General features: G+C 71.2%; 19 protein-coding genes and 1 pseudogene. 14 read left to right on the top strand and 6 right to left on the bottom strand.

Annotated features, from left to right (window positions below):
• Positions 1–56 precede the first annotated feature (56 nt).
• The gene (locus AB0O21_RS30980) at positions 57–914 is read right to left on the bottom strand and encodes a C40 family peptidase (RefSeq protein ID WP_365176224.1); all 858 of its coding nucleotides are present in this window, start codon (positions 912–914) and stop codon (positions 57–59) included.
• An 809-nt stretch (positions 915–1,723) separates the two neighbouring features.
• Between AB0O21_RS30980 and AB0O21_RS30975 the strand changes: the two genes are divergently transcribed.
• From AB0O21_RS30975 to nuoN, 14 genes are all read left to right on the top strand, one after another.
• Positions 1,724–2,083, top strand: coding sequence for an NADH-quinone oxidoreductase subunit A (locus tag AB0O21_RS30975; RefSeq protein ID WP_030028256.1), 360 nt, complete (start codon positions 1,724–1,726; stop codon positions 2,081–2,083).
• Positions 2,084–2,097: 14 nt separating this feature from the next.
• Positions 2,098–2,652, top strand: coding sequence for an NADH-quinone oxidoreductase subunit B family protein (locus AB0O21_RS30970; RefSeq protein WP_365176222.1), 555 nt, complete (start codon positions 2,098–2,100; stop codon positions 2,650–2,652).
• Complete coding sequence (locus tag AB0O21_RS30965) at positions 2,649–3,383, top strand: NADH-quinone oxidoreductase subunit C (protein WP_365176220.1); 735 nt, start codon at positions 2,649–2,651, stop codon at positions 3,381–3,383. The genes AB0O21_RS30970 and AB0O21_RS30965 overlap by 4 nt, the downstream gene beginning before the upstream one ends.
• On the top strand, positions 3,383–4,708 hold the full coding sequence (locus AB0O21_RS30960; protein WP_365176218.1) for an NADH-quinone oxidoreductase subunit D: 1,326 nt from the start codon (positions 3,383–3,385) through the stop codon (positions 4,706–4,708). Before AB0O21_RS30965 ends, AB0O21_RS30960 begins: the two co-directional genes overlap by 1 nt.
• Positions 4,705–5,442, top strand: coding sequence for an NADH-quinone oxidoreductase subunit NuoE (nuoE, locus tag AB0O21_RS30955; protein WP_365176216.1), 738 nt, complete (start codon positions 4,705–4,707; stop codon positions 5,440–5,442). The genes AB0O21_RS30960 and nuoE overlap by 4 nt, the downstream gene beginning before the upstream one ends.
• Complete coding sequence (gene nuoF / locus AB0O21_RS30950; protein ID WP_365176214.1) at positions 5,442–6,791, top strand: NADH-quinone oxidoreductase subunit NuoF; 1,350 nt, start codon at positions 5,442–5,444, stop codon at positions 6,789–6,791. The genes nuoE and nuoF overlap by 1 nt, the downstream gene beginning before the upstream one ends.
• Positions 6,788–9,295, top strand: coding sequence for an NADH-quinone oxidoreductase subunit G (locus AB0O21_RS30945; RefSeq protein WP_365176212.1), 2,508 nt, complete (start codon positions 6,788–6,790; stop codon positions 9,293–9,295). The genes nuoF and AB0O21_RS30945 overlap by 4 nt, the downstream gene beginning before the upstream one ends.
• A 64-nt stretch (positions 9,296–9,359) precedes the next feature.
• Positions 9,360–10,751, top strand: coding sequence for an NADH-quinone oxidoreductase subunit NuoH (nuoH, locus tag AB0O21_RS30940; RefSeq protein ID WP_365176210.1), 1,392 nt, complete (start codon positions 9,360–9,362; stop codon positions 10,749–10,751).
• Entirely contained in the window at positions 10,744–11,361 is a 618-nt protein-coding gene (gene nuoI, locus AB0O21_RS30935) for an NADH-quinone oxidoreductase subunit NuoI (protein ID WP_365176208.1), read from the top strand. The genes nuoH and nuoI overlap by 8 nt, the downstream gene beginning before the upstream one ends.
• Entirely contained in the window at positions 11,358–12,173 is an 816-nt protein-coding gene (locus AB0O21_RS30930; protein WP_365176206.1) for an NADH-quinone oxidoreductase subunit J, read from the top strand. Before nuoI ends, AB0O21_RS30930 begins: the two co-directional genes overlap by 4 nt.
• Positions 12,170–12,469 (top strand): NADH-quinone oxidoreductase subunit NuoK, encoded by a 300-nt coding sequence (gene nuoK / locus AB0O21_RS30925; protein WP_030653455.1) that lies wholly within the window; start codon positions 12,170–12,172, stop codon positions 12,467–12,469. The genes AB0O21_RS30930 and nuoK overlap by 4 nt, the downstream gene beginning before the upstream one ends.
• A gap of 12 nt (positions 12,470–12,481) precedes the next feature.
• Positions 12,482–14,422 (top strand): NADH-quinone oxidoreductase subunit L, encoded by a 1,941-nt coding sequence (nuoL, locus tag AB0O21_RS30920; protein ID WP_365176203.1) that lies wholly within the window; start codon positions 12,482–12,484, stop codon positions 14,420–14,422.
• 1 nt (position 14,423) lies between these two features.
• The gene (locus AB0O21_RS30915; RefSeq protein WP_365176201.1) at positions 14,424–15,995 is read left to right on the top strand and encodes an NADH-quinone oxidoreductase subunit M; all 1,572 of its coding nucleotides are present in this window, start codon (positions 14,424–14,426) and stop codon (positions 15,993–15,995) included.
• 5 nt (positions 15,996–16,000) lie between these two features.
• Entirely contained in the window at positions 16,001–17,653 is a 1,653-nt protein-coding gene (gene nuoN, locus AB0O21_RS30910) for an NADH-quinone oxidoreductase subunit NuoN (protein ID WP_365176258.1), read from the top strand.
• Positions 17,654–17,721: 68 nt separating this feature from the next.
• Here the strand turns inward: nuoN and AB0O21_RS30905 are convergent, their stop codons facing one another.
• From AB0O21_RS30905 to AB0O21_RS30885, 5 genes and pseudogenes are all read right to left on the bottom strand, one after another.
• Positions 17,722–18,333 carry a hypothetical protein gene (locus tag AB0O21_RS30905; RefSeq protein WP_365176199.1) on the bottom strand — a complete coding sequence of 204 codons (612 nt, stop codon included), beginning with the start codon at positions 18,331–18,333 and terminating at the stop codon, positions 17,722–17,724.
• A 91-nt stretch (positions 18,334–18,424) separates the two neighbouring features.
• Complete coding sequence (locus tag AB0O21_RS30900) at positions 18,425–21,148, bottom strand: fumarate reductase/succinate dehydrogenase flavoprotein subunit (protein WP_365176197.1); 2,724 nt, start codon at positions 21,146–21,148, stop codon at positions 18,425–18,427.
• 11 nt (positions 21,149–21,159) lie between these two features.
• Positions 21,160–22,011 carry an ABC transporter ATP-binding protein gene (locus AB0O21_RS30895; protein WP_365176195.1) on the bottom strand — a complete coding sequence of 284 codons (852 nt, stop codon included), beginning with the start codon at positions 22,009–22,011 and terminating at the stop codon, positions 21,160–21,162.
• Positions 22,012–22,385: 374 nt separating this feature from the next.
• Positions 22,386–23,141 (bottom strand): annotated as a pseudogene (locus tag AB0O21_RS30890) (ABC transporter permease); the annotation flags it as partial.
• Positions 23,138–24,484: an ABC transporter substrate-binding protein gene (locus AB0O21_RS30885; protein ID WP_365176193.1), complete on the bottom strand. Its 1,347-nt coding sequence runs from the start codon at positions 24,482–24,484 to the stop codon at positions 23,138–23,140. The pseudogene AB0O21_RS30890 and the gene AB0O21_RS30885, both read right to left, overlap by 4 nt.
• Positions 24,485–24,488: the final 4 nt, after the last annotated feature.

Raw genomic sequence — 24,488 nt, 5'->3', positions numbered from 1 at the left:
CGGGGGAGTACCGGCCCTTCGTGCCGCCTTGTGGGCCCTTGTGGGCCCTGTGGGGCTCAGAGGACGCGGACGGCGCCCGTCGGCTTGTCGTAGCTCAGGCTGCGCTCGACGATGCCCGTGCTGGGGTTCTGCGCGCCGACGAACTTGCCGCCGCCGACGTAGATGGCGACGTGGTACGCGGAGCCGCGGGAGCCCCAGTACAGGATGTCGCCGGGCTGCAGGGCGCTCAGGGAGACCGAGGTGCCGGAGGAGGACTGCGCCTGGGACATGCGCGGCAGGGAGATGCCAGCCTGGCGGTAGGCGGCCTGCACGAGGCCCGAGCAGTCGAACGAGGACGGGCCGGTGCCGCCCATGACGTACGCCTTGCCGACCTGCGCGCGGGCGAAGTTGACGATCGCGGCGGCGGAGCCGGTGGCCGGGGCGGTCACGGTGCCGACGCCCTGCTGCGAGGTGCTGCCGGAGCCGGAGCCGGAGCCGGAGCCCGAGGTGCTCTGGAGGGAGGTGCGGGCGGCGGCACGGCTGGCGCGCTCGGCCTCGGCCTTGCGGTCCGCCTCCTCCTTCGCCTTCTTCTCCTCGTCGGCCTTCTTCTGGGCCGCTTCCTTGGCCTGCTTCGCCTCGGCGGCGGCGCCGGTGCGGGCGCTCTCCTCCTGGGCGTTCAGCTCGCCCTCGACGGCGGCCGAGCGGGTGTTCTCGGCGGCCGTGGTGACGGCGGAGGAGACTTCGGCGGCCAGGTCCAGGTTCAGGACCGGCATCTCGAGCGTCGTCTCGGCCACGGGCTCGGCGGGGGACGCGCTCGCCGTGCCGGCCATCGCCAGGGTGCTGAGGACGCCACCGGCAACTCCGGCGCGGACCGCGAGCTTCGAGGCGCTGCGGCGGGGCTTCCGGTGGCTGGGTATGTGAGCGGTATGGGACATGAGTACAACCGCTATCAGGGGGTCAGGGTTCCCTTCAAGAAACGTGGTCTGCGCCACAGTTGTGCGCGAAGCGCGCGAACCGGGCGCGTCGCATTGCTCATTGACGCCGTAACGGGCTAAACGGACACGCCTTCACAAGGCTGTGATCATGGGGTTTCCGCAATAAGTCCGAATTGATCCACGCCTACCATCCCTTCGCACCGATGGCCAAGCCCTCTTTCGGAAGCGGAGATTCAGAGTGGCGCAGGTCACAGGAGAGTCACGCTGTGAGGGTGTTGTGGCCCGTCCGTGATCCGGTTGTGAACCAGCCGGCGGATTCGCGGGCCCGGCGGCGGACCTCCGCGCGGCCGCGCCGCCGTCCGCTCGTGAACGGGCGCACGTGGATTCCGACCCCTCGGGGACCCCGGCGGGCCCGCGTCCACCTCCGTACGCGGAGGCTCCCCCGCCCGGGGGACGTCGATCCCTTTATCACCCCGGCGTTCGCGTCGCCAATTTGCCTGCACCAGCCATCATTTGATAGGGCAACCCGCCCCCTACCTGCGGTAACGAGCTCGGATGTCACCTTTGGTGATCATGTGGATGCTTCGCGTACGAAGATCACCACTCATCGGACTTCATGATCGTTCGTCAGGTGGTGGAGATCACAAACTCGTTGTTGTAACCCGTGTCGCAGATCACAGACGCGCAGGCATAAGATGCGCACCAGTCCGGCTTGTGAACTGCCTCACATGCGAGCGATGCGAGCGAGGCGGGGCACTCGGCGCCGGCAGCGGTCCAACGGTCAAGGACGACTGGAAGGAGCGAGGAGCGTGAATGCGTACGCGCCCATCCTCGTGCTCGGCGCCCTCGGCGCAGGGTTTGCGATCTTCTCCGTGGTCATGGCCACGCTGATCGGCCCAAAACGGTACAACCGGGCGAAGCTCGAGGCGTACGAGTGCGGCATCGAGCCCACTCCGACGCCGGCCGGCGGCGGCCGCTTCCCCATCAAGTACTACCTCACGGCGATGCTCTTCATCGTCTTCGACATCGAGGTGGTCTTCCTCTACCCCTGGGCCGTCACCTTCGACTCCCTGGGGATCTTCGGGCTCGTCGAGATGCTGCTCTTCGTGCTCACCGTCTTCGTCGCCTACGCCTACGTCTGGCGCCGCGGCGGCCTGGAATGGGACTGAGGGGCTGAATTTCCATGGGACTGGAAGAGAAGCTGCCGAGCGGCTTTCTGCTGACCACCGTCGAACAGGCCGCGGGCTGGGTGCGCAAGTCATCCGTCTTCCCCGCGACCTTCGGCCTGGCCTGCTGCGCGATCGAGATGATGACCACCGGAGCGGGCCGGTACGACCTGGCCCGCTTCGGCATGGAGGTCTTCCGCGGCTCCCCGCGCCAGGCCGACCTGATGATCGTGGCCGGCCGGGTCAGCCAGAAGATGGCGCCGGTGCTGCGGCAGGTGTACGACCAGATGCCCGCTCCCAAATGGGTCATCTCCATGGGGGTTTGTGCATCTTCGGGTGGAATGTTCAATAACTACGCGATTGTCCAGGGCGTCGACCACATCGTCCCCGTGGACATCTACCTCCCCGGCTGTCCGCCGCGCCCCGAGATGCTGTTGGACGCGATCCTCAAGCTCCACCAGAAGATCCAGACCTCCAAGCTCGGCGTGAACCGGGAAGAGGCGGCCCGCGAGGCGGAGGAAGCGGCCCTCAAGGCCCTCCCCATCATCGAGATGAAGGGGCTGCTCCGGTGAGTGAGACCCGCGAACCCAACCCCGACAAGGAACTCAGCCGCCAGAACCTCCCCGGCCAGCGCGGGGACCACGGCGAGGAGGTCCGCGTCCAGCGCGGCATGTTCGGCGCCCGGAACGGCGGCGACACCTCCGGCTACGGCGGCCTCGTGCGGTCCGTACGCATGCCCGGCGGAACGAGCCGCCCGTACGGCTCCTACTTCGACGAGGTGGCCGACGAGTTCGAAGGCGCCCTGGAGGAGCAGGACCTGGTCCCCGCGAACGCCATCGAGAAGACGGTGGTCGACCGGGGCGAGCTCACCTTCCACATCGCCCGCGAGCACCTCGTCCGCGTCGCCCGCACCCTGCGCGACGACCCGGCCCTGCGCTTCGAGCTCTGCACCGGCGTCTCCGGAGTGCACTTCCCCGACGACAAGGGCCGCGAGCTGCACGCCGTCTACCACCTGCGCTCGCTCACCCACGGCCGGATCCTGCGGCTGGAGGTGTCCGTCCCGGACGGCGACCCGCACATCCCGTCGCTCGTCTCCGTCTACCCGACCAACGACTGGCACGAGCGCGAGACGTACGACTTCTTCGGCCTGATCTTCGACGGGCACCCGGCCCTCACCCGGATCATGATGCCGGACGACTGGCAGGGCTTCCCGCAGCGCAAGGACTACCCGCTCGGCGGCATCGCCGTCGAGTACAAGGGCGCCCAGATCCCGGCTCCCGACCAGCGGAGGTCGTACAGCTGATGTCAACGTCAAACCACGCCTCCTCGCGCGAGACCACCGAGGGCCTCGTCTACACCGTCACCGGCGGCGACTGGGACGAGATCGTCCAGTCCGCGGCCAAGGCCGACGACGAGCGGATCGTCGTCAACATGGGCCCCCAGCACCCCTCCACCCACGGAGTGCTCCGCCTGATCCTGGAGATCGACGGCGAGACGGTCACCGAAGCCCGCTGCGGCATCGGCTACCTGCACACCGGCATCGAGAAGAACCTCGAATACCGGAACTGGACGCAGGGCACCACCTTCGTCACGCGCATGGACTACCTGACGCCGTTCTTCAACGAGACGGCGTACTGCCTCGGCGTCGAGAAGCTCCTGGGCATCACCGACCAGATCCCGGACCGCGCCACCGTCCTGCGGGTCCTGCTGATGGAACTCAACCGGATCTCCTCCCACCTGGTGTGCATCGCCACCGGCGGCATGGAGCTGGGCGCGACCACGATCATGATCTACGGCTTCCGCGACCGCGAGCTGATCCTCGACATCTTCGAGCTGATCACCGGCCTGCGCATGAACCACGCGTTCATCCGCCCCGGCGGCCTCGCGCAGGACCTGCCCCCGGGCGCCGTCGACCAGCTGCGCGACTTCATCAAGACCATGAAGAAGAACCTGCCGGAGTACGACAAGCTCGCCACCGGCAACCCCATCTTCAAGGCCCGCATGCAGGACGTCGGCTACCTCGACCTCACCGGCTGCATGGCGCTCGGCGCCACCGGCCCGATCCTGCGCTCCGCCGGCCTGCCGCACGACCTGCGCAAGTCGGAACCGTACTGCGGCTACGAGAACTACGAGTTCGACGTACCGACCACCGAGACCTGCGACTCCTACGGGCGGTTCCTGATCCGCCTGGAGGAGATGCGCCAGTCGCTGCGGATCGTCGAGCAGTGCCTGGAGCGGCTGGAGCCGGGCCCGGTGATGGTCGCCGACAAGAAGATCGCCTGGCCGGCGCAGCTCGCGATGGGCCCCGACGGCCTCGGCAACTCGCTCGACCACATCCGCAACATCATGGGCACCTCCATGGAGGCCCTCATCCACCACTTCAAGCTGGTGACCGAGGGCTTCCGGGTACCGGCCGGGCAGGCGTACGCGGCGGTCGAGTCGCCCAAGGGCGAGCTCGGCGTCCACCTCGTCTCCGACGGCGGAACCCGCCCCTACCGGGTCCACTTCCGCGACCCGTCCTTCACCAACCTGCAGGCCATGGCCGCGATGTGCGAGGGCGGCCAGGTCGCCGACGTCATCGTCGCCGTCGCCTCCATCGACCCCGTGATGGGAGGCGTCGACCGATGACCGACATCTCATTGGGCATGCCGCAGCTTCCCGCCCCCGACTTCCCGGCCGACGTACGCGCCCGGCTCGAAGCGGACGCGAAGGAAGTCATCGCCCGCTACCCCGACAGCCGCAGCGCGCTGCTCCCGCTGCTGCACCTGTGCCAGTCGGAGGAGGGGTACGTCTCGCGCACCGGAGTCCGCTTCTGCGCCGAGGTGCTGGGCCTGACCACCGCCGAGGTCACGGCCGTCGCCACCTTCTACACGATGTACCGCCGCAAGCCCTCCGGCGACTACCAGGTCGGCGTCTGTACGAACACCCTGTGCGCGGTCATGGGCGGCGACGCCATCTTCGAGGAGCTCAAGGAGCACCTCGGGGTCGGCAACAACGAGACCACCCCCGACGGCAAGGTCACCCTCGAACACATCGAGTGCAACGCGGCCTGCGACTACGCCCCCGTGGTGATGGTCAACTGGGAGTTCTTCGACAACCAGACCCCCGAGTCCGCCAAAGCCATGGTGGACGACCTGCTCGCCGGCCGGCCCGTCGAGCCGACCCGGGGCGCGCCGCTGTGCACGTACAAGGAGACCGCCCGGATCCTGGCGGGCTTCCCCGACGAGCGCGAGGGCGCGGTCGAGGCGACCGGCGGCGCCGGCCCCGCCTCCCTGATCGGTCTGCGGATCGCGCGCGGCGAAGCCCCGCGCACCCCGATCGTCCACCCGCGGGGCGAGGCCACCACCGAGGGAGGGGAGTGATGTCCGTGTCGACTGAGCTGAGCAAGAACGGGACGAGCCCGGAGAAGCTCCTCGCACCCGTCCTCTCGGCGTTCTGGGACGAGCCCGAGTCGTGGACGCTGGAGACCTACCGGCGCCACGAGGGCTACGAAGGCCTGCGCAAGGCCCTCGCGATGACCCCGGACGACCTCATCGCGTACGTGAAGGACTCCGGTCTGCGCGGCCGCGGCGGCGCGGGCTTCCCCACCGGAATGAAGTGGCAGTTCATTCCGCAGGGCGACGGAAAGCCGCACTACCTCGTCGTGAACGCGGACGAGTCGGAGCCCGGGACCTGCAAGGACATCCCGCTCCTCTTCGCCAACCCGCACTCCCTCATCGAGGGAATGATCATCGCGTGCTACGCGATCCGCTCGCAGCACGCCTTCATCTACCTGCGCGGCGAGGTGGTGCCGGTCCTGCGGCGCCTGCACGAGGCGGTGCGCGAGGCGTACGAAGCCGGTTACCTCGGGAAGGACATCCTGGGGAGCGGCCTCGACCTCGACATCACGGTGCACGCGGGCGCGGGCGCGTACATCTGCGGCGAGGAGACGGCGCTGCTCGACTCCCTCGAAGGCCGGCGCGGCCAGCCCCGGCTGCGTCCCCCCTTCCCTGCCGTTGAGGGCCTCTACGCGTGCCCCACCGTGGTGAACAACGTGGAGTCCATCGCGTCGGTTCCCGCGATCCTGAACAAGGGCAAGGACTGGTTCAAGGCGATGGGGACCGAGAAGTCCCCCGGATTCACCTTGTACTCGCTCTCCGGGCACGTCGCGGGCCCCGGCCAGTACGAGGCCCCGCTCGGCATCACCCTGCGCCAGCTCCTCGACATGAGCGGCGGGATGCGGCCCGGGCACCGGCTGAAGTTCTGGACCCCGGGCGGCTCCTCCACCCCGATGTTCACGGACGAGCACCTCGACGTCCCGCTGGACTACGAGGGCGTCGGCGCGGCCGGCTCGATGCTCGGCACCAAGGCGCTGCAGTGCTTCGACGAGACGACCTGCGTGGTGCGGGCCGTCACCCGGTGGACCGAGTTCTACGCCCACGAGTCCTGCGGCAAGTGCACCCCCTGCCGTGAAGGCACGTACTGGCTGGTCCAGTTGCTCCGCGACATCGAGGCCGGCAAGGGCGTGATGTCCGACCTCGACAAGCTGAACGACATCGCCGACAACATCAACGGCAAGTCGTTCTGCGCGCTGGGCGACGGCGCCGCCAGCCCGATCTTCTCCTCGCTGAAGTACTTCCGCGAGGAGTACGAGCAGCACATCACGGGCAAGGGCTGTCCCTTCGACCCCAGGAAGTCGACCCTGTGGGCCGACACGGAGGTGAACGCATGACCGTCGCCACGAACGCACCGGCAGGTGGCGGGGACGCGGCGGTGCCGCCGGAGAACACCGTGGCCCTGACCATCGACGGCATCGAGCTGTCGGTGCCCAAGGGCACGCTCGTCATCCGCGCCGCCGAGCAGATCGGCATCGAGATCCCGCGGTTCTGCGACCACCCCCTCCTCTCCCCGGCCGGCGCCTGCCGCCAGTGCATCGTCGAGGTCGAGGGCCAGCGCAAGCCGATGGCCTCCTGCACCATCACCTGCACCGACGGCATGGTCGTCAAGACCCAGCTGACCTCGGAGGTCGCCGACAAGGCCCAGCGCGGGGTGATGGAGCTGCTGCTCATCAACCACCCGCTGGACTGCCCGGTCTGCGACAAGGGCGGCGAGTGCCCCCTGCAGAACCAGGCGATGTCGCACGGCAACTCCGAATCGCGTTTCGAGGGCAAGAAGCGCACCTACGAGAAGCCGGTCCCGATCTCCACACAGGTGCTGCTGGACCGCGAGCGCTGCGTGCTCTGCGCGCGCTGCACCCGCTTCTCCAACGAGATCGCCGGCGACCCGATGATCGAGCTGCTCGAGCGCGGCGCGCTCCAGCAGGTCGGCACCGGCGAGGGCGACCCGTTCGAGTCGTACTTCTCCGGCAACACCATCCAGATCTGCCCCGTCGGCGCCCTCACCTCGGCCGCCTACCGGTTCCGCTCCCGCCCCTTCGACCTCGTCTCCTCCCCGAGCGTGTGCGAGCACTGCGCGGGCGGCTGCGCGACCCGCACCGACCACCGGCGCGGGAAGGTGCTCCGCCGCCTCGCCGCCGAGGACCCCGAGGTCAACGAAGAGTGGGTGTGCGACAAGGGCCGCTTCGGGTTCCGCTACGCGCAGCGCCCGGACCGGCTCACCACCCCGCTGGTGCGCGGCACCGACGGGGTGCTCGCCCCGGCGAGCTGGCCCGAGGCCCTGGAGGCCGCGGCCAAGGGGCTCACCGCCGCGCGCGGCCGGGCCGGGGTGCTCACGGGCGGCCGGCTCACCGTCGAGGACGCGTACGCGTACGCCAAGTTCGCCCGGGTCGTGCTCGACACCAACGACATCGACTTCCGGGCCCGGGTGCACAGCGCGGAGGAGGCCGAGTTCCTGGCCGCCACCGTGGCCGGCACCGGCAAGGACCTCGACGGCGAGGGAGTCACCTACACCTCGCTGGAGGCGGCCCCGGCGGTGCTGCTCGCAGGCATCGAGGCCGAGGAGGAGGCCCCCGGCGTCTTCCTGCGGCTGCGCAAGGCCCACCGCAAGCACAAGCAGCGGACCTTCGCACTCGCCCCCTTCGCCACCCGCGGCCTGGAGAAGGCGGGCGGCACCCTGCTGGCCGCCGCCCCCGGCACCGAGCCCGAGTGGCTCGACGCGCTCGCCTCCCGGACCGGTCTGGAGGCCGGCGGGTCGCAGGCCGCCGAGGCGCTGCGCGCGCCCGGCGCGGTCATCGTCGTCGGGGAGCGCCTCGCCGGCGTGCCGGGCGCGCTGACCGCCGCCGTGCGGGCCGCCGCCGCGACCGGCGCGAAGCTGGTGTGGATCCCGCGCCGGGCCGGGGAGCGGGCCGCCGTCGAGGCGGGCGCGCTGCCGTCCCTGCTGCCGGCCGGCCGTCCGGCCACCGACCCGCGGGCCCGCGACGAGGTCGCGGCCGCTTGGGGGCTGGACGAACTCCCGCACCGCTACGGCCGCGACACCGGCCAGATCGTCGAGGCGGCCGCCACCCGCGAGCTGTCCGCGCTGCTGGTCGCGGGCGTCGAGATCGCCGACCTGCCCGACCCGGCCCGCGCCCGCACCGCGCTCCAGGAGGCCTTCGTGGTCTCGCTGGAACTGCGGCCGAGCGAGGTCACCGACCACGCCGACGTGGTGTTCCCGGTTGCCGCGGTCGCCGAGAAGGAGGGCGCGTTCATCAACTGGGAGGGCCGGGTCCGGCCGTTCGAGGCCGCGCTCAAGCCCGACCAGATGACCCGCCGGCTCGCCCCGGCCGACTCCCGGGTCCTGCACATGCTGGCCGACGCGGCCGACCGGCCGCTCGCGCTGCCCGACGTACACGCCGTACGCCGGGAGCTGGAGCGGCTCGGCCCGTGGGAGGGCGCGCTCGCGGCCGAGCAGTCCACCGACCCGGTGCCGCTGCCCCGGCCGGGCGCAGGCGAGGCGGTCCTCGCGGGCCACCGGCTCCTGCTCGACCAGGGCAGGCTCCAGGAGGGCGACGACGCCCTGGCCGGCACCCGGCACGAGGCGAGCGCCCGGCTGTCGGCCGCCACGGCCGCCGAGACGGGCGTCAAGAACGGCGACGTCCTCGCGGTCACCGGCCCGGCCGGCTCCGTGGAACTCCCGCTGCGGATCACCGAGATGCCCGACCGGGTGGTCTGGCTCCCGCTGAACTCGGTGGGCGGCGGAGTCCTCGCCGACACGGGCGCCACCCCCGGAGCCCTCGTACGCATCGGCCCGGCCGGGGCCCGGCCGGCGGCGGACACCGAAGCGGAGGTGCGCCCGTGACCGCGTCCCCTGACCACATCCGGCCGGGCGTCCGCCCGGTCCCCGCACGGGAGGTGCGAGCGTGATGAACCACCTCGCCCAGTTCGCGGCCCAGCCGCACGTCCTCGCGGCCGAGGACCTCAGCCTGTTCGGCCGCGACGTGTGGTGGCTGGTCCTGCTGAAGGCAGTCTTCTGCTTCGCCTTCCTGATGGTGACCGTGCTGTTCTCCATCGTGTGGGAGCGCAAGGTCGTCGCCTGGATGCAGCTGCGCATCGGCCCGAACCGGCACGGCCCCTGGGGCATGCTCCAGTCGCTCGCCGACGGCGTGAAGCTGATGCTCAAGGAAGACATCATCGTCAAGCGGGCCGACAAGGTCGTCTACGTCCTGGCCCCGATCATCGCGGCGATCCCGGCCTTCATGGCCATCGCGGTGATCCCGTTCGGCCCGCCCGGCGACGAGGTCTCCATCTTCGGCCAGCGCACCACGATGCAGCTGACCGACCTGCCCATCGCGATGCTCTACATCCTCGCGGTGGCCTCGGTCGGCATCTACGGCATCGTCCTGGCCGGCTGGTCCTCCGGCTCGACCTACCCGCTCCTCGGCGGCCTGCGCTCCTGCGCGCAGATGATCTCGTACGAGATCGCGATGGGCGCGGCCTTCGCCTCGGTCTTCCTCTACTCCGGGTCGATGTCGACCTCGGCGATCGTGGAGGCCCAGGCCGACCGCTGGTACATCATCCTGCTGCCGGTCTCCTTCATCATCTACGTCGTCACGATGGTCGGCGAGACGAACCGCGCCCCCTTCGACATGCCGGAGTCCGAGGGCGACCTGGTCGGCGGCTTCAACACCGAGTACTCGTCCATCAAGTTCGCGCTGTTCATGCTGGCCGAGTACGTCAACATGGTCACCGTCTCCGCGGTCTCGGTCACCCTCTTCCTGGGCGGCTGGCGGGCCCCGGCGCCGATCTCCACGTACTGGGAGGGCGCGAACCACGGCTGGTGGCCGATGCTCTGGTTCGTCCTCAAGGTGCAGCTGCTCCTCTTCTTCTTCATCTGGCTGCGCGGCACGCTGCCGCGCGTGCGGTACGACCAGCTGATGAAGCTCGGCTGGAAGGTGCTGATCCCGGTCTCCCTGGTCTGGCTGATGCTGGTCGCCACCGTCCGGGCGCTGCGCAACGAGCAGTACGACTTCAGCCAGATCGTCCTCTACGTCGGCGGCGCCGTCGTCGGGATCCTGCTGCTCTCCTTCGTCGCGGACCTCTTCCGCGACAAGCGCGAGAAGCGTGAGAAGGCCGCGGCGGCCGTGCGGGACACCGAGCCGTTCGACCCGCTGGCGGGCGGGTTCCCCGTACCGCCCAAGCCCGGCCAGCACCTGGCACCCGTACCGCGCAGGCGGCCTCGCAGCGAGCGAGAGCTGATTGTCAGTGGCGGGACGAATACTGACAGTGACCGAGAGGAGGGTGCTGAGAATGTCTGACAAGTCTGACGCCGAGCAGGGCGAGAAGTGGCAGAACCCGGTGGCCGGCTTCGGCGTGACCTTCAAGGCCATGTTCAAGAAGCGCCTCACCGAGCAGTACCCGGAGCAGCAGAAGACGACCGCCCCGCGCTTCCACGGACGGCACCAGCTGAACCGGCACCCCGACGGTCTGGAGAAGTGCATCGGGTGCGAACTGTGCGCCTGGGCCTGTCCCGCCGACGCGATCTACGTGGAGGGCGCGGACAACACGGAGGAGGAGCGCTACTCCCCGGGTGAGCGGTACGGCCGCGTCTACCAGATCAACTACGCCCGCTGCATCCTGTGCGGGCTGTGCGTCGAGGCGTGTCCGACGCGGGCGCTGACGATGACGAACGAGTTCGAACTGGCCGACGCCAGCCGCGAGTCGCTCATCTACACCAAGGAGCAGCTGCTCGCGGGCCTCACCGAGGGCATGGTCGAGGCCCCGCACTCGATCTTCCCCGGCACCGACGAGCAGGACTACTACCGCGGACTGGTGACGGGCGCCGCCCCGGGCACGGTCCGGCAGGTCGCCGTCTCGAAGGGCGAAGCCGCCCCGGAGAACGGCGGCTCCGAGGAGGTGAAGGCATGAGCAGCACCGCCGCCACCATGACCTCCAGCGGTGAGGCCGTGCAGTTCTGGGTCCTCGGCACGGTCGCCGTCATCGGCGCGCTGGCCACGATCCTCATGAAGAAGGCCGTGCACAGCGCACTCAGCCTCGCCGGGACGATGATCATCCTGGCGGTCTTCTACCTCGCCAACGGGGCGTACTTCCTCGGCGTCGTCCAGGTCATCGTCTACACCGGCGCGATCATGATGCTCTTCCTCTTCGTGGTCATGCTCGTCGGCGTCACCGCCGCCGACTCCCTGAAGGAGACCATCAAGGGGCAGCGCTGGCTGGCAGTCCTGTGCGGCCTCGGCTTCGGCATCCTGCTGATCGCCGGCATCGGCCACGCCAACCTCACCCACTTCACCGGGCTCGGCCGGATCAACTCCGCCGGACACGTCGAGGGCCTGGCCCAGCTGATCTTCACCAAGTACGTCTTCGCCTTCGAGATCACCGGCGCGCTGCTGATCACCGCGGCCGTCGGCGCGATGGTGCTCACCCACCGCGAGCGCACCGAGCGGGCCGCCACCCAGCGCGAGCTCTCCGAGAAGCGCGTACGCGAGGGAGTGCAGCTCCCGCCGCTGCCCGCGCCCGGCGTCTACGCCCGGCACAACGCGGTGGACGTCGCCGGTCTGCTGCCGGACGGCACCCCGTCCGAGCTGACGGTGAGCAAGACGCTGCGCGCCCGCGGCCAGATCCGGGACGTCTCCAGCCAGGCGCTCGACGACCTCAAGGCGCTGGAGCAGAGCTCCGCGGAGCGCCTCGGCCGTGACTCGCGTGAGGAGGCATCGAAGTGAACCCGGTCAACTACCTGTACCTGGCAGCCCTGCTGTTCACCATCGGCGCGACCGGAGTGCTGATCCGGAAGAACGCGATCGTGCTGTTCATGTGCGTCGAGCTGATGCTCAACGCCTGCAACCTCGCCTTCGTCGCCTTCTCCCGGATGCACGGCAACCTCGACGGCCAGATCATCGCGTTCTTCACGATGGTCGTCGCCGCCGCGGAGGTCGTGGTGGGCCTCGCGATCATCGTGTCGCTGTTCCGTACCCGCCACTCGGCCTCGGTCGACGACGCCAGCCTGATGAAGCTGTAAGGGGCGTTCACAGTGGAGAATCTGATTGCGCTGCTGGTGGCAGCGCCCCTGCTCGGAGCGGCGGTGCTGCTGTGCGGCGGCCGGCGCCTGGACAAGTCCGGCCACTGGATCGGCACCCTGCTCGCGGCCGTGTCCTTCGTCATCGGGGCAGCGCTGTTCGCCGACATGCTCGGGCGCAGCGCCGAGGACCGGACCCTGCACCAGCAGCTGTGGACCTGGATCCCGGTGGAGAGCTTCCAGGCGGACATCGCCTTCCAGCTCGACCAGCTGTCGATGACCTTCGTCCTGCTGATCTCCGGGGTGGGCACGCTCATCCACGTGTACTCGATCGGGTACATGGAGCACGACGAGCGCCGCCGCCGCTTCTTCGGCTACCTCAACCTCTTCGTCGCCGCGATGCTCCTGCTGGTCATCGCCGACAACTACCTGCTGCTGTACTTCGGCTGGGAGGGCGTCGGTCTCGCCTCGTACCTCCTGATCGGCTTCTGGCAGCACAAGCCCAGCGCGGCCACTGCCGCGAAGAAGGCCTTCCTGGTCAACCGGGTCGGCGACATGGGCCTGTCGATCGCGATCATGCTGATGTTCACCACCTTCGGGACCTTCACCTTCGGGCCGGTGTTCGGCGCGGTCGGTGAGACCTCGGAAGGCAGGCTGACGGCGATCGGCCTGATGCTGCTGCTGGCCGCCTGCGGCAAGTCGGCCCAGGTGCCGCTGCAGTCCTGGCTCGGTGACGCGATGGAGGGCCCGACCCCGGTCTCGGCCCTGATCCACGCCGCCACCATGGTGACGGCCGGCGTGTACCTGATCGTCCGCTCGGGCGCCATCTTCAACGGGGCGCCGGACGCGCAGCTGGTGGTCACCATCGTCGGCGCGGTCACGCTCCTCTTCGGTGCGATCGTCGGTTGTGCGAAGGACGACATCAAGAAGGCCCTGGCGGGTTCGACGATGTCGCAGATCGGCTACATGATCCTCGCCGCGGGCCTCGGCCCGATCGGGTACGTCTTCGCGATCATGCACCTGGTCACGCACGGCTTCTTCAAGGCGGGCCTCTTCCTCGGCGCCGGTTCCGTGATGCACGGGATGAACGACGAGGTCGACATGCGCAAGTACGGGGGCCTGCGGAAGTACATGCCGGTCACCTTCGTGACCTTCGGCCTCGGCTACCTCGCGATCATCGGCTTCCCCGGCCTGTCCGGCTTCTTCTCCAAGGACATGATCATCGAGGCGGCCTTCGCGAAGGGCGGCACCCAGGGCTGGATCCTGGGCGGAGTGGCCCTGCTGGGCGCCGGCATCACCGCCTTCTACATGACCCGGGTCATGCTCCTCACCTTCTTCGGCGAGAAGCGCTGGCAGCCGGCGCCGGACCCGGACAAGACGCCCGGGGTGGAGCCCGGCTTCGAGGTGCACCCCGGCGAGCTGCCGCACCCGCACGAGTCCCCGAAGTCCATGACCATCCCCATGGTCATCCTGGCGTTCGGGTCGGTCTTCGCCGGTGCCTTCTTCGAGATCGGCGAGCGCTTCCTGAAGTGGCTGGAGCCCGTCACGGGCTACGAGCACGGAAACCCGCCGGTCAGCGCCATGACGGTCACCGCCTCCACCATGGTGGTCCTGGTCATCGGTGTCGGCATCGCCTGGTCGATGTACGGCCGCAAGCCCGTCCCGGTCCTCGCCCCGCGCGGCTCGCTCCTCACCCGGGCGGCCCGACGGGACCTGCTCCAGGACGACTTCAACCACGTCGTGCTCGTACGCGGCGGGGAGCACCTGACCCGCTCGCTCGTGTACGTGGACCACAGCCTCGTCGACGGGGTGGTCAACGGGACGGCCGCCTCGGTCGGCGGGCTGTCGGGCCGGCTGCGCAAGCTCCAGAACGGCTACGCCCGCAGCTACGCGGTCTCGATGTTCGGGGGAACGGTGGTCCTGATCGCCGCGACCCTGCTGATGAGGGCGGTGTGAAATGAGTTTCCCGCTTCTGACGGTGACGGCCGCGGTCCCCGCGGTCGGCGCGATCCTGACGGCGGCCGTCCCGGCCGCCCGCAGGACCGCCGCCAAGTGGCTCGCGCTGCTCTTCTCGCTGGCGACACTGGCCCTGGCCGTGCTCGTCGCGGTCCGCTTCGAGCCCGGTGGCGACCGCTACCAGCTCACCGAATCCCACGCCTGGATCGCCGACTTCGGCGTCCGCTACGAACTGGGCGTGGACGGCATCGGGGTGGCGCTCATCGCGCTCACTGCGCTGCTGATCCCCTTCGTGATCGCGGCCGGCTGGCATGACGCCGACCCGCTGGAGACGAGCTCCAGGCGCTGGCGGCCGACCCAGGGCTTCTTCGCCCTGATCCTGCTGGTCGAGGCGATGGTGATCATCTCCTTCGAGGCCACCGACGTCTTCCTCTTCTACATCTTCTTCGAAGCCATGCTCATCCCGATGTACTTCCTCATCGGCGGCTTCGGGGACCGGGCGCACTCGGGTTCCGACGAGAACGCGGCCGCGCAGCGGTCGTACGCGGCGGTCAAGTTCCTCCTCTACAACCTGGTCGGCGGCCTGATCATGCTGGCCGCCGTCATCGGGCTGTACGTGGTCGCCGGGAACTTCTCGCTCCAGGAGATCACCGCCGCCCGCGCCGCGGGCACGCTCGACATGGCGACCAACACCGAGCGGCTGCTGTTCCTCGGCTTCTTCTTCGCCTTCGCGGTGAAGGCCCCGCTGTGGCCGCTGCACACCTGGCTGCCGAACGCGATGGGCGAGGCCACGGCCCCGGTAGCCGTCCTGATCACCGCGGTCGTCGACAAGGTCGGCACCTTCGCGATGCTCCGCTTCTGCCTCGGGCTCTTCCCCGACGCCAGCAAGTGGGCCACGCCCGTGATCCTCGTACTGGCCCTGATCAGCATCGTCTACGGCGCGCTGGTCGCGGTCGGGCAGCGGGACATCAAGCGGCTGGTCGCCTACGCCTCCATCTCACACTTCGGCTTCATCATCCTGGGCATCTTCGCGATGACCTCCCAGGGCCAGTCCGGTGCGACCCTCTACATGGTCAATCACGGGATCTCGACGGCGGCGCTGATGCTGGTGGCCGGCTTCCTGATCTCGCGGCGCGGCTCGCGGCTCATCGCCGACTACGGCGGTGTCCAGAAGGTGGCCCCGGTCCTCGCCGGCACGTTCCTGATCGGCGGTCTCGCCACCCTCTCGCTGCCGGGCCTCGCGCCCTTCGTCAGCGAATTCCTGGTCCTGGTCGGCACGTTCGCCCGGTACCCGGTCGTCGGCATCATCGCCACCATCGGCATCGTGCTGGCCGCGCTCTACACGCTGGTGCTCTACCAGCGCACGATGACCGGCCCCGTGAAGGAGGAGGTCCGCACCATGCCGGACCTGCGCCTGCGGGAGGTGCTGGTGGTGGCCCCGCTGATCGCGCTGCTGATCGGGCTGGGCGTCTACCCGAAGGTGCTCACCGACATCGTCAACCCGGCGGTGCAGTACACCATGTCCGACGTGAAGCAGAAGGACCCTGCTCCTGAAGTGGAGGCGGCGAAGTGAGCACGATGACTGCTGCCCACAGCCTGTGGACACTGGCGGCCGCGGTACCGGCCCCGGTCGACCGGATCCCGGCACCGAAGATCGAGTACGCCCAGCTCGCGCCCACGCTGATCGTGGTGGGCGCGGCGGTCCTCGGGATCCTCGTCGAGGCCTTCGTACCGCGCAAGTCCCGCTACTACGTGCAGGTGTTCCTCGCCGTCGCCGCGCTGGCCTCGGCCTTCGCGGCGGTCGTCGGCCTCGCGGCCGGCGGGTACGGGTCCACCAAGGCGCACATCGCGGCGATGGGCGCGATCGCCGTGGACGGACCGGCCCTGTTCCTGCAGGGCACCATCCTGCTGGCCTCGGTCGTCGCGGTCTTCACCTTCGCCGAGCGGCGCCTGGACCCGGCGGCGCACGGCAACCGGGTGGACTCCTTCGCCGCGCAGGCGGCGTCCGTACCGGGCAGCGACAGCGAGAAGACCGCCGTCAAGGCGGGCTTCACCACCACCGAGGTGTTCCCGCTGGCGCTGTTCGCGATCGCCGGAATGCTGATCTTCCCGGCGGCCAACGACCTGCTGACGCTGTTCATCGCGCTGGAGGTCTTCTCCCTCCCGCTGTACCTGCTCTGCGCCGTCGCCCGCCGCCAGCGGCTGATGTCGCAGGAGGCCGCGGTGAAGTACTTCCTGCTGGGCGCCTTCTCCTCCGCCTTCCTCCTCTTCGGCATCGCGCTGCTGTACGGGTACGCGGGCTCGGTCTCGTACGCGACGATCGCCGACGTGGTCGACGGCACGGTCGCGAAGGTCGACCCGGCGCTGGCCTCCACCATGGGCAACGACGCGCTGCTGCTGATCGGCGGCGCGCTGGTCCTGATGGGCCTGATCTTCAAGGTCGGCGCCGTCCCGTTCCACATGTGGACCCCGGACGTCTACCAGGGCGCCCCGACCCCGGTCACCGGCTTCATGGCGGCGGCGACGAAGGTGGCCGCCTTCGGCGCGCTGCTCCGTCTCCTTTACGTCGTCCTCCCCGGCCTGCGGTGGGACTGGCGGCCGGTGATGTGGGCGGTGGCCATCGTCACGATGCTGGCGGGCGCGGTCATCGCGGTCACCCAGACCGACGTGAAGCGGCTGCTGGCCTACTCCTCGATCGCGCACGCGGGCTTCATCCTGGCCGGTGTGATCGCGACCTCGGCGGAGGGCGTCCAGTCCGTCCTCTTCTACCTGGGCGCGTACTCCTTCGTGACGATCGGCGCCTTCGCGGTGGTCACGCTGGTGCGCGACGCGGGCGGCGAGGCGACGCACCTGTCCAAGTGGGCCGGTCTGGGGCGTCGTTCACCGCTGACGGCGGCCGTGTTCGCCGTCTTCCTGCTGGCCTTCGCGGGCATCCCGCTGACCTCCGGCTTCGCCGGCAAGTTCGCGGTCTTCAAGGCGGCGGCGGAGGGCGGCGCGGGAGTGCTGGTCGTGGTCGGTGTCATCTCGTCCGCGATTGCCGCGTTCTTCTACATCCGGGTGATCGTCCTGATGTTCTTCAGCGAGCCGAAGGCCGACGGCCCGACGGTGGCGGTGCCCTCGCCGCTGACGATGACCACCATCGCGGTGGGCGTGGCCGTCACCCTGGTCCTGGGCCTGGCGCCGCAGTACTTCCTGGAGCTGGCGGGGCAGGCGAGCACGTTCGTCCGCTGACCAGTCCGGCCTTGGCGTAGGGCCCGGCTCCCCTGGGGGAGCCGGGCCCTACGCCGTGCGGGCCCGTCCTAGTGGCCGCCGTGCGCGGGGGCGGGGTTCGCCGGTGCGGCGGCCTTCGCGGGGCAGGTCAGGGCGGGGTTCCAGTTGTGGAAGCGGCCCGCCGGGTTGTGTTCGTACGCCCACAGGTGGAGGTCGAAGTGCTTGGGCATGCCGGCCCAGTGGCCCGGCATGGGCCCGTCGAAGGGCAGGCCGAACATGCTCGGGCGGTCGTCGGCGGTCTTCAGGTCCTGGTCCCGGTCGGTGGACATCCACTCCACGGCCTGGAGCTTGCGGCGGCCGTTGCGGTCCTTCTCGGTGCTGTAGAGGAGCGCGGTCGGCCTACTGGGGTCCTTCGAACCCCAGTAGGCCTGCTTGACGTAGTGGTAGCCCATGGCGCCGACCCCGAAGGGGTTGGTCATGCACTCCGTGCCGTGCGGGACGTACCCGTCCTTGAGGGCCTGCCGCTCGTCCACGTACTTCGCCGTCACCGCGATGGCCGTAGCCATGTCCCGCATGGCCTTGGCGTTGAGCGGGTCGGGGGCAGGGCCCTCGACCCCGTGCGCCGGGGGCAGGGCGGTCAGGGCGAGGGCCCCGGCGGCGACGAGGGTGAGGGCGGCGGCCTTGAAGGGACGGCTGGCCATGGGGACTCCTGCCGGTCGGGGGCTTTCGTCCACCATCCCGGCGCGGTGCGCGGGGTGCACGCGGCAGGCCCCCGAACGGGGTCCGGGCGGGTCAGGCCGCCGCCCGGCCGGCGTACGCGCGCACGTCCGAGTCGGGGTCGGAGACCGCCGTGGCGAGGGCCGCCCGGGCCGCCTCGGAGCCCCGGTGGGCGAGCAGCGCCAGCACCGCGGCCTTGCGGACGTCGGCGTTGGCGTCGTCCAGCGCCCCGGCCAGCGCCGGTACGGCCGTGCCGGGTGCGGCCGCCGACAGCGCGGCCGCGGCCCCCGCCCGGACCTGCCAGGCCGGATCGGCCAGCCCCGCCACCGCGGCCTCGGCGTACCGCCCCGGGCAGCCGGTGGAGGACAGGGCCGCCAGCGCGGCGCCGCGCACCAGCGGGTCGGCGTCCGCGAGCAGCGGGTCCAGCGGCTCCGGTGCCGCGTCGCGGACCGCGGCCAGCCCCTTGGCGACGGCCACCCGGACCTCCCGGGCCGGATCCCCGGCCGCCCCCGCGAGCGCCGCCCGGGCGTCCACCGACACCAGGCCCCGGACGGCGTGGATCCGGACGTCCGGCTCCGCATCGGCCAGCGCCTTCGCGTACAGCCCGGCGTCGCCGAGGCGCAGCGCCCGCAGGACCTCCAGCGCCGCCGAGCGTACGGCCGGGTCGGGCACCGCCAGGGCCGTCCGCAGCCCGGCCGCCAGCTCCGGTCCGGCCGGCAGGACCTCCACCAGCTCCCGCAGCGCGCCCGCGGCGGCCGCCCGTACGGCACCGGCCGGGTCCGTGAGCCGCTCGGCCAGCGCGGGCCCGGCCCCCGCCGGGGCGGTCTCGCCCAGTGCGGACACGGCCGCGGCCCGGACCGCCGGGTCGGGGTCGCCGAGGTAGGGGAGGAGGGCCGCGAGGTCCGGTGATTCCTCGGCGAGGGCGAGCAGTTCGAGGATCCGCGGCGAGGTGCCGGCCGCCGGAATGCTCGGCGTTCCGGCTGCCGGTCCGGTTCCGCGGCCCGCCGTGCCCGCCGCCGGGGGTGCGTGCCGGGGGCCCGCCGTGGCCACCGCGACGAGTTCGACCTCGCCGAGCCGGCGTTCGGGGCCTCCCTCCGGGGCGAAGCCGTCCACCGGGACCAGGTACGGCTCCACCGGGCGGGCCGTGAACTCCATCGCCCCCGAAGCCGACTTGCGCAGGTCCAGGTGGTACAGCCAGCCCGTGTCGTCGCGCTCCGGGTGGTCGAGCCGCTCGTGGTACAGGCCCCAGCGGGACTCCGTACGGGCCAGCGAGGACCGGGCCGCCATCTCCGCGCAGTCCCGGATGAAGGACACTTCCGCGCAGCGCATCAGCTCGTGCGCGGTGGTCGCGCCCATCTCCGCGATCTCGCCGCCCATCCGGTCGAAGGCCTCCACGGCCAGGGACAGCTTCGCCCCCGTCTTCGGCGGAGCCACGTAGTCGTTGACGAACCGCCGCAGCTTGTACTCCACCTGCGGCTGCGGCGGCCCGTCCGGGTTGCGCAGCGGGCGGTAGACCAGCTCGTGGGCCGCCGCGAGCTGGTCCGCCGGCAGCTCGCCCTCGTACGCGGTGTACTGCGCGGCGTCCGCGCCCGCCAGGTCCCCGAAGACGAACGCCCCGATCATGTAGTTGTGCGGTACGGAGGCCAGGTCCCCGGCCGCGTACAGCCGCGCGACCGTGGTGCGCGCGTGGTCGTCCACCCGTACGCCCGAGGCGGAGTGGCCGCCGCACAGCCCGATCTCCGAGATGTGCATCTCGACGTCGTGGGTGCGGTAGTCGTGGCCGCGGCCCGCGTGGAAGGTCCCGCGCGTCGGCCGTTCGGTGGTGTGCAGGATCGATTCGAGCGAGGCCACCGACTCCTCGGGGAGGTGGCTGAGCTTCAGGTACACCGGCCCCCGGTCCGAGGCCAGTTCGGCCGCGAACTCCGCCATCATCTGCCCCGACCAGTAGTCGGAGTCCACGAACCGCTCGCCGTGCCGGTTGACCTGGTAGCCGCCGAAGGGGTTCGCGACGTACGCGCAGGCCGGGCCGTTGTAGTCCTTGATCAGCGGGTTGATCTGGAAGCATTCGATGCCGGTCAGGGCGGCCCCCGCGTGGTAGGCCATGGCGTAGCCGTCACCGGCGTTGGTCGGGTTCTCGTACGTTCCGTAGAGGTATCCGGAGGCCGGCAGTCCGAGCCGTCCGCAGGGACCGGTCGCCAGGATCACCGCGCCCGCGCGGACGGTGACGAAGGCGCCGGTACGGGTGTTGAAGGCGGCCGCGCCGATCGCCCGGCCGTCCTCGGGCGAGGTCAGGACCCGCACCGGCATCACCCGGTTCTCGATCCGGATCCGCTCGCGCATCTCGCGGCGCCGCAGCTGCCGGTAGAGGACCTTCTTGACGTCCTTGCCCTCGGGCATGGGCAGCACGTACGAGCCCGAGCGGTGCACCTGGCGGACGGCGTACTCGCCGTGCTCGTCCTTCTCGAACTTCACCCCGTACGACTCCAGCCGCTGGACCATCGCGAAGCCGCGGGTGGCGGTCTGGCGGACGGTGGACTGGTCGACGACCCCGTCGTTGGCGCGGGTGATCTCGGCGACGTAGTCGTCGGGCTCGGCGCGGCCGGGGACGACGGCGTTGTTGACCCCGTCCATGCCCATGGCGAGGGCGCCGGAGTGCCGTACGTGTGCCTTCTCCAGGAGCAGCACCCGCGCGCCGTGCTCGGCGGCGGTCAGCGCGGCCATCGTGCCGGCGGTGCCGCCGCCGATGACGAGGACGTCGCAGGAGAGTTCCTCGGCGTCGCCGATCGCGGGGATGTCCATGGTGCGGCCCTTCAGAGTGAGTTGATGATCTGCTGCCGCAGCGCGGCGTGGTCGGCCGCCCGGGTGCGCGGCAGGGGCACGCGCAGCACCTCGCCGGTGGCCGGCAGGGCGATGCGGTCGCCGAGGAAGAGGGCCTCGTCCACGTCGTGGGTGACGAAGACGACGGTCGCCCCGGTGCCCGCGAGGACGTCGACGAGGAGGTCCTGCATCTCGGCGCGGGTCTGGGCGTCGAGCGCGCCGAACGGCTCGTCCATCAGGACGGCGCGGGGGCGCGCGGCGAGGGCGCGGGCCAGCTGGACGCGCTGGCGCTGGCCGCCGGAGAGCTGGTGCGGCAGCCGGTCCGCGTGCGCGGCGAGCCCGACCCGCTCGAGCCACGCCTCGGCGACCTGCCGCCGCCACCCCCGCCCGCCTCCGGCACCCCGGTCGGCCCCGGCCCGCTGCTCCGGCTCGCCCGCGGCGGCCCGCGCCGCTTGGGTCCGTCCCGCGCCGTCCTCGTCGGCCGGCCCGCCGCGCGCGGAGGCGCGGATCGCGAGGGGGAGTTCCACGTTGGAGCGGGCCGTGCGCCACGGGAGGAGGGCGTCGTCCTGGAAGACCAGCGCCCGGTCCGCGGACGGGCCCGAGACCGGCTGCCCGTCCTGCTCGACCGCCCCGCCGAGCGGCGGCAGCAGCCCGGCCAGGGTCCGCAGCAGCGTGGACTTCCCGCATCCGGAGGGGCCTACGACGGCCAGCACCTCGCCGGCTTCGACGGTCAGGTCGAACCCGTCGAGGACCACGTCGCCCCGGTGGCCCAGGCGGGCGCCGCGCAGCGCCAGCGTCGCCCCGCGGGCCGGGGCGCGGGTGGCGGGGGTGCTGGTCGGGCTCATGTGGCCACCTCTCGGTCGCGGGTCGTGTTGGGCTCCGGCTCGGCGGTGTCCGTGGGACCGGACCCGGCCGCCCCCACGGCGGCGGCCCGGGCAACGCTCCGGCGGCGTACCGCCGAGCCGGCCGCCGAGCCGGCCGCCGAGCCGGCCGCCGCGCCGCTCCCGGCGGTGCCGACGTGGGCCGTGCTCGCGGCCGGTGTGCCCCGGGGCCGCTCGGCCGCGGCTCCCGCCGCGGCGCCGGCCTCGGCCACCCGGGCCTCGGCGGTTGCCGTGGTCGCCGGGCCCGCCTGAGCCCCGGGGGTGCCCCTGCGGGCGGGCCGGTGGGGTCGCGACGGCCCGGCCGGGAAGCCCCCCGCCGGGGAGCCGGCACCGCGGGACGGGAGCCACCGCGTCAGGCGGCGGCCCGCCCGCTCCACCGCCGTGGAGGTCAGCCAGCCCAGTGCCCCGATGGTCGCCATGCCGACGAACACGCCGGGGTAGTCGACGACCGTGTAGTCCTGCCACGTCCGGTAGCCGACGCCGTACTCGCCGGAGATCATCTCGGCGGAGATCACGCAGATCCAGGACACCCCGATGCCCACCGAGAGCCCGCCGAAGATGCCCGGGAGGGCGCCCGGCAGCACCACCGAGAACAGGACCCGCGCCCGGCCGCCGCCCATCGTCAGCACCGCCTCCTCCCACACCGGGGTCAGCGCCGCCACCGCGTGCCGCGTCGAGACCAGCACCGGGAAGAAGGCGGCCGCCCAGGTGATGAAGACGATCCCCTGCTCGTTGGAGGGGAACAGCAGGATCGCCACCGGCACCAGTGCGATCGCCGGGATCGGACGGAGCACCTCCACCAGCGGGCCCAGCAGGTCGGCCGCGATCCGCGACCGGGCGACGGCGGTTCCCGCCGCCACGCCCAGCACCGCGGCGAGCACGAAGCCCGCCACGATCCGCTGGAGGCTGAAACCCAGGTCCTGCCAGAAGGCCCCGGTCCCCGCCCGTTCCGCGAACTTCGCCGCGACCTCGCCCACCGTCGGGAACTGCTCGAAGCGCAGCCACAGGTTCACGTCCAGGGAGGTCAGCCCCTGCCACAGCAGCAGCGCCGCGCCGAGGGAGGCCGCCCGCAGGAGTCGGCGTCCGGCCGTCATGAGGCGAGGGCCCCGGCCTCGGCGAAGCTCACGATCCGCGCACCGGATCCGGCGTGCTGGTCGACGTACGACTTCGCGCCCGCCGGCGTGACGAAGGCGCGCAGCTCCGGTCCCTCGGCCACCCACACCGCCTTGTCCGCGAACCAGAGCGTGCCCGTCACCGCGTCCGGCACGTACGCCGCCCGGACGTCCGCGCCCCGGGCCGCCTTCAGCAGCTCGCGCGGGGAGTCGAACTTCCGCGTCAGGGTCTGGCCCTTCAGCCACAGCTCGGAGCGGGCGGCCGTCGCCTTCGGGTACTCGGCGGCGTCGCGCGTCGCCCGCTTCAGCGGCTCGGGGTCCACGAAGCCGTCGACGTCGACGTCGCCGACCAGCTTGGCGGCCTTCAGCACCGGCACGTCCTGCTTCAGCGCGTCTATCAGCTCCGGGCGCAGGGCCGGGTCGAAGGTCGCGATGCCGTTCGCGCCGTTGTAGAGGTACACCACCTCCGGGGGCAGCCCCGTCTCCTTCGCCACCGACTCCGCGGCCGCCACCGGCTCCGTCCGCAGGTACTCGGTGGCCTTGCGCTGCGCCCGCAGGAACGCCTCCAGCACGCCGGGCCGCTCCTTCGTGAACTTCTCGCGCACGGTGACCCCGTGGAAGGTCGGCAGGTTCAGCTCGGCGCCGTCGTACAGGGCCTTCGCCTTCCCCTCGAAGGCCAGCTGCCCGGGCCAGGCCACGAACTGCGACAGCGCGTCCGCGCTGCCCGCCTGGAGGGCCGAGGCGCCCACGCTGGGCTGCTGGTTGAGCTTCTGGATGCCGCTCTCCGGGTCGATGCCGGCGCGCTGCAGAGCCCGTACGAGGGTCCCGTCGGCGGCGGAGCCGACGCTCGTCGACACCTTCTTCCCGCGCAGGTCGGCGAGCGACTCCAGCTTCGAATCCGGCGCGGTGACCACGGTGTTGAGGCCGCCGCGCAGGTTGTAGCCGGTCACGGAGACGAGGTGGGTGGGCTGGCCGAGCTCCTTGCCGCGCGCCGCGTTGAGCAGCAGCGGGAAGTCGCCCATCGAACCGATGTCGACCTTTCCGGCCGTCATCTGCGCGGTGATCGGCGCGCCGGTCGCGTAGTCCTGCCAGTCGACCTTGTAGGCGACGCCGTCCTCCTGGCCGCGCGCCGCGAGCTCCTGCTCGAAGTGGCCGAGGGAGCGCAGCAGGGTGCCGGCGGTGACGGTGTTGATGGTCTTGGACTGGTAGCCGACGGTCACGGTGACCGTTTTCCCGCCGGACGCCCCCGAAGCGTCGCCGCCGCAGGCGGTGGCGAGCGGGGCGAGGAGCAGGACGAGCGCGGGAGCGAGAGCCTTCGTACGCATGGGG

Origin of the sequence: Streptomyces sp. NPDC091371, from assembly GCF_040684275.1 — a bacterium.
Taxonomy (GTDB): domain Bacteria; phylum Actinomycetota; class Actinomycetes; order Streptomycetales; family Streptomycetaceae; genus Streptomyces.
This window is presented reverse-complemented; position numbering and strand designations above follow the sequence as displayed.